The 15096-nt window shown below is 36.8% G+C and carries 15 protein-coding genes; 4 read left to right on the plus strand and 11 right to left on the minus strand.

All coding sequences use genetic code 11. The features are described from left to right. The first annotated feature begins 2 nt into the window (after positions 1–2). On the plus strand, positions 3–353 hold the full coding sequence (locus tag HX109_RS03990; RefSeq protein WP_178949914.1) for a hypothetical protein: 351 nt from the start codon (positions 3–5) through the stop codon (positions 351–353). A gap of 82 nt (positions 354–435) precedes the next feature. Here HX109_RS03990 and HX109_RS03995 read toward each other — a convergent pair whose 3' ends face one another. Further along, positions 436–903 (minus strand): CBS domain-containing protein, encoded by a 468-nt coding sequence (locus tag HX109_RS03995; protein WP_178949915.1) that lies wholly within the window; start codon positions 901–903, stop codon positions 436–438. A gap of 180 nt (positions 904–1083) precedes the next feature. On the opposite strand from HX109_RS03995, the gene HX109_RS04000 reads away from it, so the two are divergent. The 3 genes from HX109_RS04000 (at position 1084) to HX109_RS04010 (ending at position 5221) form a co-directional block, all read left to right on the plus strand. Continuing rightward, the gene (locus tag HX109_RS04000; protein WP_178949916.1) at positions 1084–3348 is read left to right on the plus strand and encodes a M20/M25/M40 family metallo-hydrolase; all 2265 of its coding nucleotides are present in this window, start codon (positions 1084–1086) and stop codon (positions 3346–3348) included. Then, on the plus strand, positions 3348–4169 hold the full coding sequence (locus HX109_RS04005; RefSeq protein ID WP_178949917.1) for an SDR family oxidoreductase: 822 nt from the start codon (positions 3348–3350) through the stop codon (positions 4167–4169). Before HX109_RS04000 ends, HX109_RS04005 begins: the two co-directional genes overlap by 1 nt. Positions 4170–4501: 332 nt before the next feature. Further along, positions 4502–5221, plus strand: coding sequence for a hypothetical protein (locus tag HX109_RS04010; RefSeq protein ID WP_255462760.1), 720 nt, complete (start codon positions 4502–4504; stop codon positions 5219–5221). A gap of 94 nt (positions 5222–5315) precedes the next feature. Here the strand turns inward: HX109_RS04010 and HX109_RS04015 are convergent, their stop codons facing one another. The 10 genes from HX109_RS04015 to moaA all read right to left on the minus strand — a co-directional run bounded on the left by HX109_RS04015 (position 5316) and on the right by moaA (position 15081). Further along, entirely contained in the window at positions 5316–7391 is a 2076-nt protein-coding gene (locus HX109_RS04015; protein ID WP_178949918.1) for a M13 family metallopeptidase, read from the minus strand. 117 nt (positions 7392–7508) lie between these two features. Next, entirely contained in the window at positions 7509–8024 is a 516-nt protein-coding gene (locus HX109_RS04020) for a hypothetical protein (protein ID WP_178949919.1), read from the minus strand. 71 nt (positions 8025–8095) lie between these two features. Further along, positions 8096–8695 (minus strand): NTP transferase domain-containing protein, encoded by a 600-nt coding sequence (locus HX109_RS04025; protein WP_178949920.1) that lies wholly within the window; start codon positions 8693–8695, stop codon positions 8096–8098. A 45-nt stretch (positions 8696–8740) separates the two neighbouring features. Next, positions 8741–9769, minus strand: coding sequence for an XdhC family protein (locus HX109_RS04030; RefSeq protein ID WP_178949921.1), 1029 nt, complete (start codon positions 9767–9769; stop codon positions 8741–8743). A 6-nt stretch (positions 9770–9775) separates the two neighbouring features. Next, on the minus strand, positions 9776–10963 hold the full coding sequence (locus tag HX109_RS04035; protein ID WP_178949922.1) for a molybdopterin molybdotransferase MoeA: 1188 nt from the start codon (positions 10961–10963) through the stop codon (positions 9776–9778). 102 nt (positions 10964–11065) lie between these two features. Then, positions 11066–11854, minus strand: a complete 789-nt coding sequence (locus HX109_RS04040; RefSeq protein ID WP_178949923.1) for a sulfite exporter TauE/SafE family protein — start codon at positions 11852–11854, stop codon at positions 11066–11068. Continuing rightward, a complete protein-coding gene (moeB, locus tag HX109_RS04045; protein ID WP_178949924.1) occupies positions 11838–12911 on the minus strand; it encodes a HesA/MoeB/ThiF family protein in 1074 nt (357 codons plus the stop codon). Before moeB ends, HX109_RS04040 begins: the two co-directional genes overlap by 17 nt. After that, entirely contained in the window at positions 12904–13503 is a 600-nt protein-coding gene (locus tag HX109_RS04050; protein ID WP_178949925.1) for an NTP transferase domain-containing protein, read from the minus strand. The genes moeB and HX109_RS04050 overlap by 8 nt, the downstream gene beginning before the upstream one ends. Further along, positions 13487–13957, minus strand: a complete 471-nt coding sequence (moaC, locus tag HX109_RS04055; RefSeq protein WP_178949926.1) for a cyclic pyranopterin monophosphate synthase MoaC — start codon at positions 13955–13957, stop codon at positions 13487–13489. The genes HX109_RS04050 and moaC overlap by 17 nt, the downstream gene beginning before the upstream one ends. 140 nt (positions 13958–14097) lie before the next feature. Then, complete coding sequence (gene moaA / locus HX109_RS04060) at positions 14098–15081, minus strand: GTP 3',8-cyclase MoaA (RefSeq protein ID WP_178949927.1); 984 nt, start codon at positions 15079–15081, stop codon at positions 14098–14100. Positions 15082–15096: the final 15 nt, after the last annotated feature.

Consider the following 15096-nt stretch of genomic DNA (forward strand, 5'->3'; position numbering starts at 1 on the left):
TTATGGAAAAAACGTGTCTCGAATGCAACGAAAGACTTATTGGGCGTGCCGATAAGAAATTTTGTGGTGATTATTGTAGAAATGCCTACAATAATCAACTAAATAAAGACAGCAAAAACCTAATTAGAAACATTAATAACCGACTTCGAAAGAATTATAGAATTTTAGAAGAACTCAATCCGAAGGATAAAACAAAAACCACCAAAACCCGACTGTTGGATAAAGGTTTTGACTTTGAATATTTTACCAATACCTACACCACAAAAAAAGGCACCACCTATTACTTTTTGTATGATTTGGGTTATTTGCCATTGGACAACGACTATTATATGTTGGTGAGACGGGAACGGTAAAATAGAAATGACTGTTGTTTACAATTATATAATTTCTCTCTTGAGTATCACTACAAACCCTACAAGCTTGCTTAAAGAAATATTAAGCCTTGTAATTCTGACTTACAAGCTTTAAAGCTGCCACCACAATATCCTTTCGGCTTATTTGTCCTACCAACTTCCCGTGATTCATTACCGGCAAACGTCTCCTATGTCCTTTATAAAAACGTGAAGCAGCATCAAAAATACTCATATCATGCGGGATGGTTTCCACTTCAGTTGTCATGAAATTTTCCACATTCTTTTCTAAAATGGGCATATTAAAATACCTACTCTCAGAAATTTGCTTCATACAATCGGCTTCAGAAATAATTCCAACCAAATGGCCATCGCCGTCACAAACGGGGCCCCCGGAAATTCTGTGTTTAATAAAAAGCTCCATCACCTCCAAAATAGATTGTGTCGGACTAAAAAGCACTAAGTTTTTAGTCATATAATCCTCAACCAAAATAGGAGCGTGATACTCCTTCTTTTGCTCTTCCCTTGCTCCTTGAAAACTCTTAATTCCCATATATCGTCATTTTTAGATTGGTGTGAATTATAAATATAATTAATATTGATCAAATAATATAAATAATTCGTAATCTTATAGTTAAATTTTATAGGTTTTGTGAATTTTAAAGCTTCTTGTAAAAAGCTTGAGTTCTTATTATATTATAGTACTTTTAAACTAAGTATCTAAACAAACGCTGTGAAGAAATATTCATCTATCCTTTCCTTTTTAATTATAGTATTATTAGTGGTGTGGCGCTTTTACGATCTCATGCCACAAATGGAATATGCCCCAGAAAACTTTTCTACGGAAAGAACCCTAGAACACATAAAAAAAATAGCAGAAAAACCACATTTTGTAGGGTCTGAAGCTCATGAAGAAGTAAAACAATACATTATTTCTGAACTGAAAGAAATGGGGCTTCAGCCTGAAATACAAAAAGGATATACTACGGGAGATTGGGGAAATGTAAGCTACGCCCAAAACATAATTGCCAAAATTGAAGGCACCCAAGAAGATAAGGCCTTGGTACTAATGTCTCATTACGACAGCAATCCGCATTCTTCACTCGGTGCGAGCGACGATGGTGTTGGTGTCGCCGTAATTTTAGAAGGTATTCAATCTTTGCTTAAGGAAGGCAAAAAACCAAAAAACGATGTTATCATTTTATTTACAGACGGTGAAGAACTTGGCCTCAACGGTGCGCAGCTCTTTGTAGACGAACATCCCCTTGCCAAGGAAATAGGGCTCATATTAAATTTTGAGGCGAGGGGAAGCGGCGGCCCTAGCTATATGCTTATAGAAACCAATGGCGGAAACAAAAACCTAATCCAGTCGTTCAAAAAAGCACACCCACAGTTTCCGGTGGCAAATTCTTTGGCCTACAGTATTTACAAAATGTTGCCCAACGATACCGATCTTACTGTTTTTAGGGAGAGTGCCAACATCGATGGTTTCAATTTTGCTTTCATAGACGATCATTTTGATTACCATACAGTAAACGACAGCTTTGAAAATGTAAACAGTAACACTCTGCAGCACCAAATCTCCTACCTGTTGCCATTACTTGATTTTTATGGTAATTACAATTTAACCACTTTAAAATCTGACACCGATTATATTTATTTCGACATCCCTATATTCAATTTTGTGTATTATCCCTTTGCTTGGATCTTTCCAATGCTACTAATCGCTACCTTAATTTTTATAGTGCTAGTTTTTATAGGTTTAAAAAACAGCAAATTATCAATTTCAGGAATCTTAAAAGGCTTTTTAGCTTTTGTTTTGGCATTAATTATCGCCGGAGTCATTGGTTATTTCAGTTGGAAAACACTTTTAAAAATATATCCTGGCTATCAAGATATCCTGCATGGTTTTACCTATAACGGCCATTTTTATATTGCTGCTTTTTCAGCTTTAAGTTTTGCTATTTCTTTTTATATCTATTCAAAATTCAGCAAAATAAACGCCGCCAATTTATTGGTAGCCCCCATATTTTTTTGGATGCTCATCTGCACAGCAATCGCTTTCTATTTAAAAGGCGCTAGCTTTTTTATTATCCCGGTATTTGGAGCACTCGCCTCCTTGTACATTCTTATAAGTTTAAAAACTAATAAAAAAACGCCGCTCTTATTCCTCATTTTTTTAAGTGTGCCTGCCCTATGGATATTGACCCCGCTAATACAAATGTTCCCTGTGGGATTAGGATTGAAAATCTTGATAGCTTCCTGCGTATTAAGCGTTCTTCTATTCGGACTCTTACTGCCTGTTTTCGGCTTTTACAACAATAAAAAAGCCTATGCCTCCCTCGGGTTTTTAATAGCAGTATTGTTTTTTATCTCTGCACATTTTCAATCTAATTTTACTTTTGAAAGACCGCACCCCACCAGTTTGCTGTACGTTTTAGATGCAGATACCAATAAAGCCCAATGGGCTACCTATAACAAAGAATTGGATTCTTGGGTTTCTCAATATCTAGAAAACGCAACTTCGGAAGAAAGCATTGAATTTAGCAGCAAATACGGAACTAAATTCACAGAAGTGGCCCCTGCACCCCTGAAAAAGATAGCGGAGCCTAAAATAACTATTGAAAACGATAGCGTTGCCAATGGAAAACGATACGTTAAAATATGTGTAACTCCCCAGCGCATGGTGAATCGGCTTGAAGTTCATCCCAACAACACAACAATAAATAGCTGTAGTTTAAACGGGGTTTCTTTTTCTAAAGAGTTTCTAAAAAAGCGTGGCAACAGACTTTTAACACATTACATTAGTAATAATGATTATTCTGAGTTAAATTTAGTGTTTGACGCTAATGAAAAGCTAACACTTACTTTTTATGAAGCTTCCAACGATTTGTTGAGCAACCCGTTATTTAGTATTCCTCCCAGGCCAAAAAATGCCATTCCCATGCCTTTTGTTTTAAACGATGCTATTTTGATTAAAAAAACCTTAAAATTATAATGCCAAAAAAAATTGCAGTTCTCGGTTGTGGCTGGTTGGGATTTCCGTTGGCCAAATCTTTTGTTAAAAAAGGTTACCAGGTTAACGGAGCTACTACTTCCGTGGATAAGATAATGAACATCGCACAGCATAAAATAAATCCGTTTTTACTGGCTGTGCACCAAAAGCACATAGAAGGAAATATAAGTTACTTCTTGCAAGATATCGATGTTTTGGTTGTAAATATTCCGCCGAGAATTAGGAGCAACTCCAACGCTAACTACGTGGGCAAAATTAAAACCCTGACCAGAAAAATTGTGGATTGTAACGTAAAAAAGGTAGTTTTTGTAAGCAGTACTTCCGTTTACTCCAATAAAGATGGGGAGGTAACCGAGCAAACCCCAACAAATCCCGATACTGAAAGCGGGAAACAAGTGCTAGCTTCGGAAGAGATTCTAAGAAACAATGCCGATTTTGAAACTACCATCATTCGATTTGGTGGTCTGTATGGAGAAGACCGTCACCCGGTAAATATGCTATCGGGCCGAAAAAACCTTACCAATCCAGAGGCTCCGGTAAACCTTATCCATTTGGATGATTGTATTGAAATTATTAACAATATTATCACTCAAGAAATATGGGGGAAAACTTTTAATGCTGCGGCCCCCTATCACCCTACAAAAGAAAATTATTACACCGAGCAGGCCTTAAAACTAGGAATAACGCCACCTCAATACGAGAAGAGTAATGGGGACAAAGGAAAAACAGTTAATTCCATTAATTTAGATCGTTATTTAGGCTATAAATTCATCCATCCCAAACTGGATTATAAAGCTCGTTAAAAACCTTAACAAAACTATTTAGCCTTCGTTAAATATTGGTTAAACACTTTTAAAACTGCTAATTAACTTCAAAGTAATATGTACTTTTATAATGTAAAACAAAGAAAGTCAGTTTCTAAATAAAGGAAACAGTAAAAATAAAGTTAGGTTAGGTTTTTAAGTTAGTTTAGATTAGTTTATTAAAGGAGAATTGTTCAACTCAAAAGGGCAATTCTCCTTTTTTTTGCTTATCTCCTTTCTTTTATATTTTTATTGAAATATTTTAATAGATTTGGCAAGAAGATTATTTAACCTAGCGTAGATTGATAGAAAACGCTAAAAATAAAGCTACAATGAAGAAAATTACACTATACTTTATGCTTTTGGTCTCTTTTGCAAGTATGAGCCAAACTAATAAAGAGCTTTCCAAACATTACCAGGCTTTTTATCTGCAAATGAAAAAACAGGGGGACGTAAGAGGGGTTATAAACGCCTTAACACATTTAAATGTCTTAGAGCCTAATGAAGCCCGCACAGATACACTGGCTTATTTTTATAGTAATGCCGGGCAACACGTACAAGCCATTAATTTATTGGGCACCGAAAAAGATACTAAAGCTTCTAACCTTGCCGTAGAAGTAAAAGCGAGGTCTTTAAAGGCTTTAAATCAGCCACAACTAGCAGTTCAGCAATTTGATATCATGTTCGGAAGAAAACCAGACATTTATATTGCTTACGACTTGGTAGATCTAAATCTACAAATTGGAAAAACCGTGGAGGCACAAACTTATATTAAATACGGTTTGGAAAATGCCAAGGACGAAGATATGCTTCCTTTCTATGAAGCTAATCCGCCTTACCAAGTACCTTTAAAGGCGGCATTTAAGTACCAAGAAGGATTGCTCAAGTACAATGAAAATAAAGACAACGTAGACCAAGCAATTAAACTGATTGATGAAGCCATAGTAATGGCGCCAAATTTTAAGTTGGCAAAACAGATTAGGGAACTTCTATTAAACCAAAAAGAACTTAATCTTCAAGAAAAACCAAAAGCTTCAACTGAAAAAGAATAAGCTTTATTAAATTTAAGCAACTCAGAAAATTAAAAAAGCCCGGAAGATCGAGATCTTCCGGGCTTTTTGGTATTGTAAAAATACAAATAACTTATTACCAGATTTTAATACGCTCTTCTGGTTCTAAATACATAGAATCTCCCTCTTTAATATCAAAAGCTTGGTAAAAAGCATCGATATTAAGCAATGGTTGCGTTGCTCTGTACATTCCAGGCGAATGCGGATCTGTTTTAATTCTGTTCTTAAGCGCCTCGTCTCTCATTTTTGTTCTCCAAACCGTAGCCCAAGACATAAAGAAACGTTGTTCTGGTGTAAATCCATCAATTAAACCAGGATCTCCATGCTCCTTTAAGTGCATTTGTAAACCATCGTAAGCAGCATTAACCCCACCAAGGTCACCTATGTTTTCCCCGAGTGTAAATTTCCCATTGATAAATACCTCGGGCAACACTTCTATTCTGCTATATTGACTCGCCAAAGAATCTCCTAAGGCATTGAACTGGGTTAGATCTTTTTCTGTCCACCAATTTACTAAGTTACCATCTGCATCGTAATCTGCTCCACTATCGTCAAATCCATGCGAAATTTCATGTCCGATTACAGATCCCATACCACCATAATTCACAGCAGCATCTGCTTTGAAGTTAAAAAATGGTGGCTGAAGAATAGCAGCAGGAAATACAATCTCGTTATAAGAAGGATTGTAGTAGGCATTTACTATTTGGGGTGCCATAAACCATTCAGACTTATCTACCGGTTTTCCTAATTTATCCACTGTTTCCGCAAAGTCCCATTTAGAGACGTTCAGGGTATTCTGGAAGTAAGACCCTCCATTTTCTGCCGTTTTTATTTCTACGGAAGAATAGTCTTTCCACTCGTCTGGGTAACCTACTTTTATAGTAGTTTTGGTAAGCTTTTCAATAGCTTTTTTCTTCGTTTCTTCATCCATCCATGGCAAAGCGTTGATACGTACTTCATACGCTTTTATGATATTTGCTATCATCTCTTTCGCTGTTGCTTTGGCTTCCGGTGGAAACTTTTGATCTACATAAAGCTTTCCTAAAGCTTCTCCCATAGACCAATTAATGGTTTGTAAAGCTCTTTTCTCTAAAGGCTCCTGCTCTTTAGCTCCACGAAGTTCTTTACTGTAGAACTCCCAATTAGAACGGTCCATTTGTAAAGATAAATTGCTAGCAGCATCGTTTACCAAAGACCAACGTAAATACGCTTTCCAATCTTCTACATTTCCAGAACTGAAAATGTTCTCTAAAGATTTTGTATAAGCTACCTGGCTTATGTCTATAGTGTCTACACTTTCAGCACCAATATCTTTCAAATAGGCTTTCCAATCTAAGGAAGGAACCATTTTCTGTAAATCGGAAATTGCAGTAGGGTTGTACGTAGTTTTAGGATCTCTTCTTTCTACTTTATCCAACATTTTTTCCGCCAACTTTGTCTCCAATGCTAAGATATCTTTAGCTTGAGAAGAAGCTTCCTCTTCGCTATACCCCACATACTGCAACATTTTGGTAATATGCGCAACGTATTTATCACGAATCTTTTGAGATTCTTCATCTTCTTCTATATAATAATCCCTATCTGGTAATCCTAACTGGCCAGCACCTAAGCTCGCCGCGTTTTTATTACTGTCTTTGGCATCAGAGCCTACCCCAAACCTAAAAAATGTAGGTCCGGTATACGGAGTCATTTCAGTAATATAAGCCTGTAAATCGTTTACATTTTTAAGAGCATCTATTTTTGCCAAATATGGCTTCAATGGTGCTACTCCCTGCTCGTTTCTAGAAACTGTATCCATAATAGACACGTACAGGTTTACCGCTTTAGCTTGATCTGATTTTGGATCTAAATTTGGATCGTCTTTCGCTTCATTTAAAATAGCCAGTGCATCATCATCGGTATTCTCCCTTAACTCGTTAAAACTCCCCCAAGTTGTTTTATCGTCTGGGATTTCGGTTTCATCCAACCATTTTCCGTTAACATATCTGAAAAAATCGTTTTTCGGACTCACAGTGGTGTCCATATATTGAAGGTTGATACCAGGCGTTTCCTTCACCTCGGCAACTTCCTTCTTCTCTTCAGTCTTACAAGAAGTAATGAATAGAACTGAAGCAAGCCCGTATATAACAGGCTGATTTAAAGTAAATTTCATGTTCGATTAATTTTTGTTATGAATTACCGCAATTTAAAATAAATTGTTAATATTAATCGGTGAGCACCAACTAATTAACTAATCTTTAAGAGTTTTGTTTAAGCAAAAAGACCGTCTTTATTTTTTGTCTTTTATAAAATCTTCGTAGAGCTTACTTTTTAAAGATTCAGACATTTGCTTGCGGATGGCATTATAGGCATTAAGAACCTCTTCACGAGACTTGTTTATAGAATCCAGTGGGGCATTCTCTTCCAATCGGGTTTGAAATTGCGAGGAAAATGTTTTAAACACGACGATTCTACTTTTTACTGCAGGAATATCAAATTTAGGAGGAAACAAAGTGTCTTTTTCAATTTCTGTTTCCAAACGGTTAAATTCTTCAGCAAAATAAGTGAGATCGCCTTGTTGCTGCTGTTGAAACCTTTCCATTAAAACACTCAACTCCTTAAACTTGTTCCACTTATTTATTTCAGCTAGTTTCTCTTGACTGATAGTTGTTATTTCTGGCAAGGGTTTATAAACTTGCTCTATGTTTTCTTCGGCATTTTCGGCTTCCTGCTTTTTCTCTTCATTCCCACAAGAAACAAACAAAATAACTAGCGATAATTGTATTATAAAAAAGGTGTTTTTCAACGCTCTAACATTTAATTGGCCTCAAAGATAAGAGATTTGTATTTTATATAAATAACCTGTTTTTTAAACCATCAATTTTCATTTCCAAACTGCTGATTGTAAATTTTGCGATACGTCTTAATGGTATCAATATCGATGACTAGATCGTCTGCCTGCATTGTCTTCACATCTTGAAAATGATTTTTAATGATGTCTTTGGCTCCATTATCACGATTTAATTTTTTTAGATCTTCGAAATACTCTCTTGAAAAAATTGCCGGTACGCCAACATTCCCATGAAATCTAGATGCAATGATGTTTTCTTTTCCTTTACTGAAATTTTTCACAAGCTCGTTTAAATACGCCGAGGTAACAAAAGGTTGGTCTGCAAGCATTACCAAAACACCACGGTAATTCTTTTCCTGAATTGCATCCACGCCAAAAGCAATAGAACTCCCCATCCCTTGTTCCCAGTTATTATTAGTTAGAACCTCTGCTTCTATTTTAATTGACTTTTCAATTAAATCCCTATTGGCCCCCAAAACCGTATAAACGTGAGCATCTTGCACCGCATTTGCCGTGGATACAATGTATTGTAATAAAGTGGTGTTTCCCCAAGGCAATAATTGTTTAGGCTCCTTCATTCTTTTGGAAGCTCCAGCAGCAAGAATTATAATGGCTATATTTTTCATTTCCTAAGTTTTATCACCAATGCCAACAGTAAAATATATTGTTATTTAATTATCGGAATGTATCTTTCCCCTTCTTTCTTTTAGCATGAAAACATCTTGCTCCCTAAAAACCGCCAATATTTCTGCGATTACAGAAACGGCTATTTCTTGAGGGGTCTCTGCACCGATATTTATTCCCGCCGGTGCGTGAATATTTTCAAAAAAAAGCGGATCGGTTTCTGGGAATTCTTCAATTATTTTTTGAAAAAGCTGTTCCCTACGTCTTACGGGCCCTAAGATTCCCAGATATCTTAAATCCAAATTTCTCATCTGGATTAAAAATTGTAGGTCTTTATTAAAACTATGGGTCATAAGCAACACCGCTGTTTCTCTATCAATAGTTTTGTAATTAAAATTTGCTGGGGTAGTATTTTCTATCTTCGTAGCTCCGGGAAAGTTAGCCAAACTTCTGGCATCATCTTCTGGCGCAACAATTACTACCTCCCAGCCATTTAAACTTGCCAAAGCAGCCAATTGAACACTATCGTGCTCGGCACCTATGACTATGAGTTTTAAATACGGTTTTAAATTTTGACTGAATTTCTCCAACTCTTCCGTAAAAACATTTGTTTTATCCTTACCGGAAAAAGACGAGGTAGTTCCGTTTGCCAATTGTAAGACCGAACCAAAACCTTTATCCGCCCCAGCGTTTTTTCTAAAATAGGAGATAATTGAAAAATGCTGTCTGTTTAACAGTACATCATTAAAAAGATTTACAAAATTTTGATCTACCATAAAAGGTTCCAACAAGATGTATAAAATACCTTCACACCCCAGACGATAGCGACCGTCGTAGGTCATTATTTTGGGGATTCCTGTTTTAAAAACTGAAGTACTTTGGCGAAGAATTTCTTTTTCCACACAACCACCACTCACAGCTCCCGTCATTTTTCCATCTTCACGAATAAGCATTCGAACGCCCGGACGGCGGTAGGAAGATCCTTCTAGCGCCACCACCGTAGCCAAAACCGATTTTAGGTTTTTGGTTTTAGCCTTTACGCAGCTTTCTATTATTTTTTTGAATTCGTGAGTCATACTACACTATCTCGTTGCTACAAAAGGAACAAAAGTCCCTTCTGAATAAAACTCTTGATTGGGAGCTACCCTAATAAAACCATCGGTATGCACCAAACTCGTTAAGTCTCCAGATCCATTTTCTTTGCTTCGAAATGCGATAGTTTGCCCATTGTTATTTTCTAATCTAACGCCTAGAAATAACGTCAAAGTGGAAGGATTGGATACCTTTTCGCCCAAAACAACCTCGTTTTTAGTTGGATTTAAATTCCATGATTTATGCAGCCAATCTTTAAAATAGATATGATAATTGGCAAATGTAGAAACCGGATTTCCAGGAAAAGAAAAAATGGCTGTATTTGATGCCCTATGGACACCAAACCAAAAAGGTTTTCCTGGACGTTGTATAACACGGTGAAAAACTTTCTCTACTTCCAATTCTTCCAAAGCATCTGGAATAAAATCGTATTTTCCTTTAGACACACCTCCGCTAAGCATTAAAACATCATTGGTTTCCAGCAACTCGGCCAGAGTATTTTTTATTTCATTTTTATCGTCGTTGAGATGTAAATGATGTGCTTGAATACACTCTTCTTGCAACAATGCATGTAGCGAAAGCATGTTGGAATTTCTTATTTGATGTGGTTCTGGTTGTTCATGCACCGGTACCAATTCATTTCCTGTGGAGATTAGTGTGACTTCCGGAAGTTTTTTAACTTTCACTTCTACTTTGCCCACAGCAGCCAACACACCAATTTCAGCAGCCGTTATTTTCTTGTTTTTTTCAATAATTACAGCTCCTTTACCAATATCGCTCCCTTCCCTATGGATGTTCTGTCCCTTGGTAATTGGCTGGTTAGGTGTTGCAAAACCATTTTCAATAGTCACCTCTTCATACATTACCACCGTATCTGTATTTTCTGGTAACACCGCACCCGTCATTATTTCTAAACAGTTTTCACCATTTTCAAGGGCTGTCTTTGGATTTCCGGCTGCAACGACTCCTTCAATTTTAAATTTCCGTGAATCTTTCGATTTTTTAAACTGAAGGGCAATACCATCTTTAGTGGCACGATGAAAGGGAGGAAAGTTTCTATCAGCATAAATATCTTCCGCTAAAATTCTTCCCGTACTGTTGGTAAAAAAGACGCTCTCTTCTTTAAAAGAAAACGTATTTTCCATTACTTTTCTATATGCCTCTTCAAATGAAATCATGCCTTTTAAAATTATAAGTTGTAAACAACTCAATTATTTTTCTTTTAGGTAGTTTATACTTACGATCGGTGAGGAAATTAACTATTCTATAACCCTTTTGGTTTAAAAATTTATAATTCCCAAACCATTGTTGAGCACAACCCTAAGCCCTACAATAAATACTAGAATTGCCGTTAACAACTTTATTCCTCTTCCGCTTAGTTTGTTTAAGCTTATCCTAATCCCTATTTGTCCTCCTAAAAATACGGCAACTAATAAAATTAATCCTTCTTTCCATGGAAAAACAAACATTCCGTTGGAAAGCAAACCCGCTATTCCCGATATGGAATTCACCAAAATAAAAAAGCTCGCCAATGCGGCAATTTTAATGGAAAAGTCCCATCGCATATGATTTAGGATCGGTGCCAAGAAAATACCTCCGCCTATCCCAACTAATCCGGACAAAAACCCTATGGCTCCACCCATAAAATAGGTAACCCAAACAGGATACTTTTTTGCCGTTAACCTCGTTTTCAATTTCTTTTCCCGGATGCTTTGCGTACCCAACAATAAGGCCGAGGTCATTAATGCAGCTCCCAACACAATAAAAAAAGCATATTCCTTTAGCCTAAAAGATGCTCCCAAGAATGCAAGCGGTATACTGGTAGCCACAAAAGGTATAAACTTTTTAAAGTCGAAATGTCCCTTTTTATAGTAGAGGTATGTACTACCCGACACCACAACTAAATTACAGACCAAGGCCAAAGAGCGAATTACAAAAAAACTAGCAAAAAAAAGCGTTAATAACGCCAAATAACTACTCCCTCCGCCAAAACCAACCGAAGAATAAAGCACGGCGATAACAAAAAAACAGAGTGATAAAATTAAAAGTGACTCAACTGTTAACTGCATAGTGCTGGTAATTATTTATGCCCCCTTCCAACTCATAAATAGGAGTATCCATTTCTTTTTGTAAAAAGTTGTATGCTTTACGGCTTCTTATTCCCGACTGACAAACCAAATACACAGGTTGAGAACTATTAATTTCCCCCCATCGCTGGGCCAGTTCTTGAAGCGGAATATTTTTTGATTTTTCAAAATGAAAAGTCTCAAATTCATCGGGGGTCCTAACATCAATAATTTGTAGCGTCTCTCTGCTATCCAAGCTGGAAATAAAAGCGTCTGCGGAAATCAAATGTGGCACCTTACAGGAAATCGCTTCATAAGAAGCTTCCAATACTGTTCGCTTCAAATTTTCAGGTTCCAACTGAAATCTAATTTGTTGGTATTGTTGCTGTAATCCATCGAACAACAAGAGTCTTCCTGCTAATGGCTTCCCAATCCCTGTGATTACTTTTACCGCTTCTAAAGCCTGTAAATTCCCAATAATTCCTGGCACTACGCCCAACACACCATTTTCATTGCAATTAGGCATTTCGTCACTGCCGGGCATGGTTGGAAACAAACATCGATAAGTGGGGCCATTTTTATAATTAAATACGCTCACCTGCCCCTCAAACTCGTGTAAAGCTCCATAAACAAAAGGTTTGTTTAAAATTACGCACGCATCGTTAATAAGGTAGCGAGCCGGGAAATTATCGGTAGCATCGATTACAATATCGTATTTTTTAATAATCTCTAGAGCATTCTCCCTGTTTAGAAAAGTAGCAAATCCAGTAATTTTGGTTTCGGAGTTTTGCTGCTGTAATTTTTCAGAAATCACATCCAACTTGGATTTTCCTACGTCGCCTTCAGCATACATTACCTGTCTTTGCAAATTGGAAATGTCTACAGTATCGTTCTCTACAATTCCCAAAGTACCGATGCCCATCGCATTTAAATATTGCAAAATAGGAACTCCAAGTCCGCCAGCACCTACTACCAAAACTTTGGCGTTTTTAAGTTTTTGTTGTGCTTCCGTACCAAAACTCTTTAAAACGGTTTGCCGTATGTATCTGCTATTATTCAATTTTATTAAGCTTTTGTAGTGCTTTTAAACGATCTTCTTCAGAATTTGCATTTAAAAGTACGTCATCTTGTAGAGGATTCACAATTTTGATCTTATTATTCAACAAAAATTTAACAGGGGATAAAGATTTTTCTTCCGCAATAAAATCCATAGCTGCCCTACATCCTTTTGGCTCCCAAATAGCACAAAGGGGTTCGGGGAGATTGTTTTTTTTGGAAGCAAAGGCAGTTACTAATTTTGCAGGATCCCGTTGTGATTTTAAAAACAATAGAGCTGTTTGGTTTAAAAGCGGTAAATCGGTCGCCAGCACTAACCAAGATGCTTCTTTATCGAAATTATATGCACTCAAAATACCATTAAATGGTCCTTGGTAGACATTTTCGTCTACTATCACATTTTTGTCCTGCTGAAATTCTTTTTTTTGATCTTGTCTAATACTGATAAAAACTTCGTCGCAAACTCCTTGGAGTAATTGGTATAAATATGTTCTTTGCGGAAGTCCATGGTAATTTATGAGTCCTTTATCGTGCCTCATTCTTCTACTCTGCCCACCAGCTAACACCAAGCCGTTCAACTTACCTATTGAAGTCACTTTTACCTCCAGATTTTTGCTCTAATTGAATGTTAGCGATTTTTATGTCGTGCGAAAGCGCTTTACACATATCGTAAATGGTGAGGGCACTTATAGAAACCCCCGTTAAAGCTTCCATCTCGACACCTGTGCGTTCTGTACACTTTACGGTACAATATATTTTTAGTGTATTTTCTTTAGGCTGAATATCGATATGAACCTTAGAAAGCGCCAATTGATGACAAAGCGGAATTAAATCGGCAGTTTTTTTTACCGCCTGGATTCCTGCAATAACTGCGGTTTGTATAATACTCCCTTTTTTATTCGAAAATTGATTGCTCCTTAGTGTTTCAAATACTTCCTTCGGGAAAAAAACTTCGCCGCTGGCGGTTGCTGTTCTTGCCGTTACCTTTTTATCGGAAACATCGACCATAGTGGCTTCACCTTGTTCGTTTATATGTGATAATTTGTTCATTTTGTTGTTGGTAATTTTGGATTATCTGGAATTCGAGTTATTCACTTTACGCAACTATTAATTGTTCGGATTCTGCCACTTCTAACTTGTTTCGAAATAAATTTTAAACTTTTTACAAAAAACGTACTTATACCTAGCGTTTATCCGCCAATGGAGGTCATGGAATTGTTAAAAACCCCTTTGTATTTTTGTTGCTCTTCAAAACCAGTTTTCGATCTACTCCCAATAGCCGCCAAGATATATTCCTGTATTTTACTATCGGAATTCTCAGTTCTTAATACCTCCCTTAGGTTCATTCTAGGTTTTCCATACAAACAGGTTATAACATCTCCCGTTGCCGAAATCCGGAGTCGGTTACAACTTCCGCAAAACGTCCTGGAAAAAGAAGGAATAAGTCCAAAAGTTCCTTGGTGACCCGCTATTTTATAATTAATGGAGGTTGATGTTTTTTCTGATTCCAGTTTTTCAATACCTTCAAAATTTTCTTGAATGTGATTGAATATGGTTTTATAATCCCATGTAATATGGTTGAAGGTTTTCGAACCTCCGTTAAATGGCATTTCTTCTAAAAACCGAACCGAAACTGGGTAGTACTTAGTAAGTTCGACCAAAGGAACTATCTCCTCTATATTCTGTTGATTCAAGGCAATACAATTGATACGCACATTAAATCCTTCAGAAATGAGTTTTATTAAATTTTCATGGACTATTTCGTATTGATTCCTTCTAGTGATACGCTCAAAAACTTCTTTATTGATGGCGTCTAGACTAACGTTAATGTTTTTAATGCCCAACGCTTTAAGCTCTTCAATATATGGGCCGATTAAAGTAGCATTTGTAGTAACGGAAATGTCTTTAAGACCCTCCAAAGAGGCCAAATGCCTAAACAATACCATTAGATCTTTTCGCACGAATGGCTCTCCACCAGTCAAACGGATTTTATCAATCCCTTGAGAAACCATTATGGTAGCGAGTTTACAGAGCTCTTCCATGGTAAAAAGATCGTCCCGTTTGGCAAAATTTATACCTTCTTCCGGCATGCAGTAATTACAGCGTAGATTGCAACGATCTGTTACCGCTAGCCTCAAATAGTTTATAACTCTATGATGGTTATCTATTAACATACGTTCTTATTCCTT

It is taken from the genome of Galbibacter sp. BG1 (assembly GCF_013391805.1).
GTDB lineage: Bacteria > Bacteroidota > Bacteroidia > Flavobacteriales > Flavobacteriaceae > Galbibacter.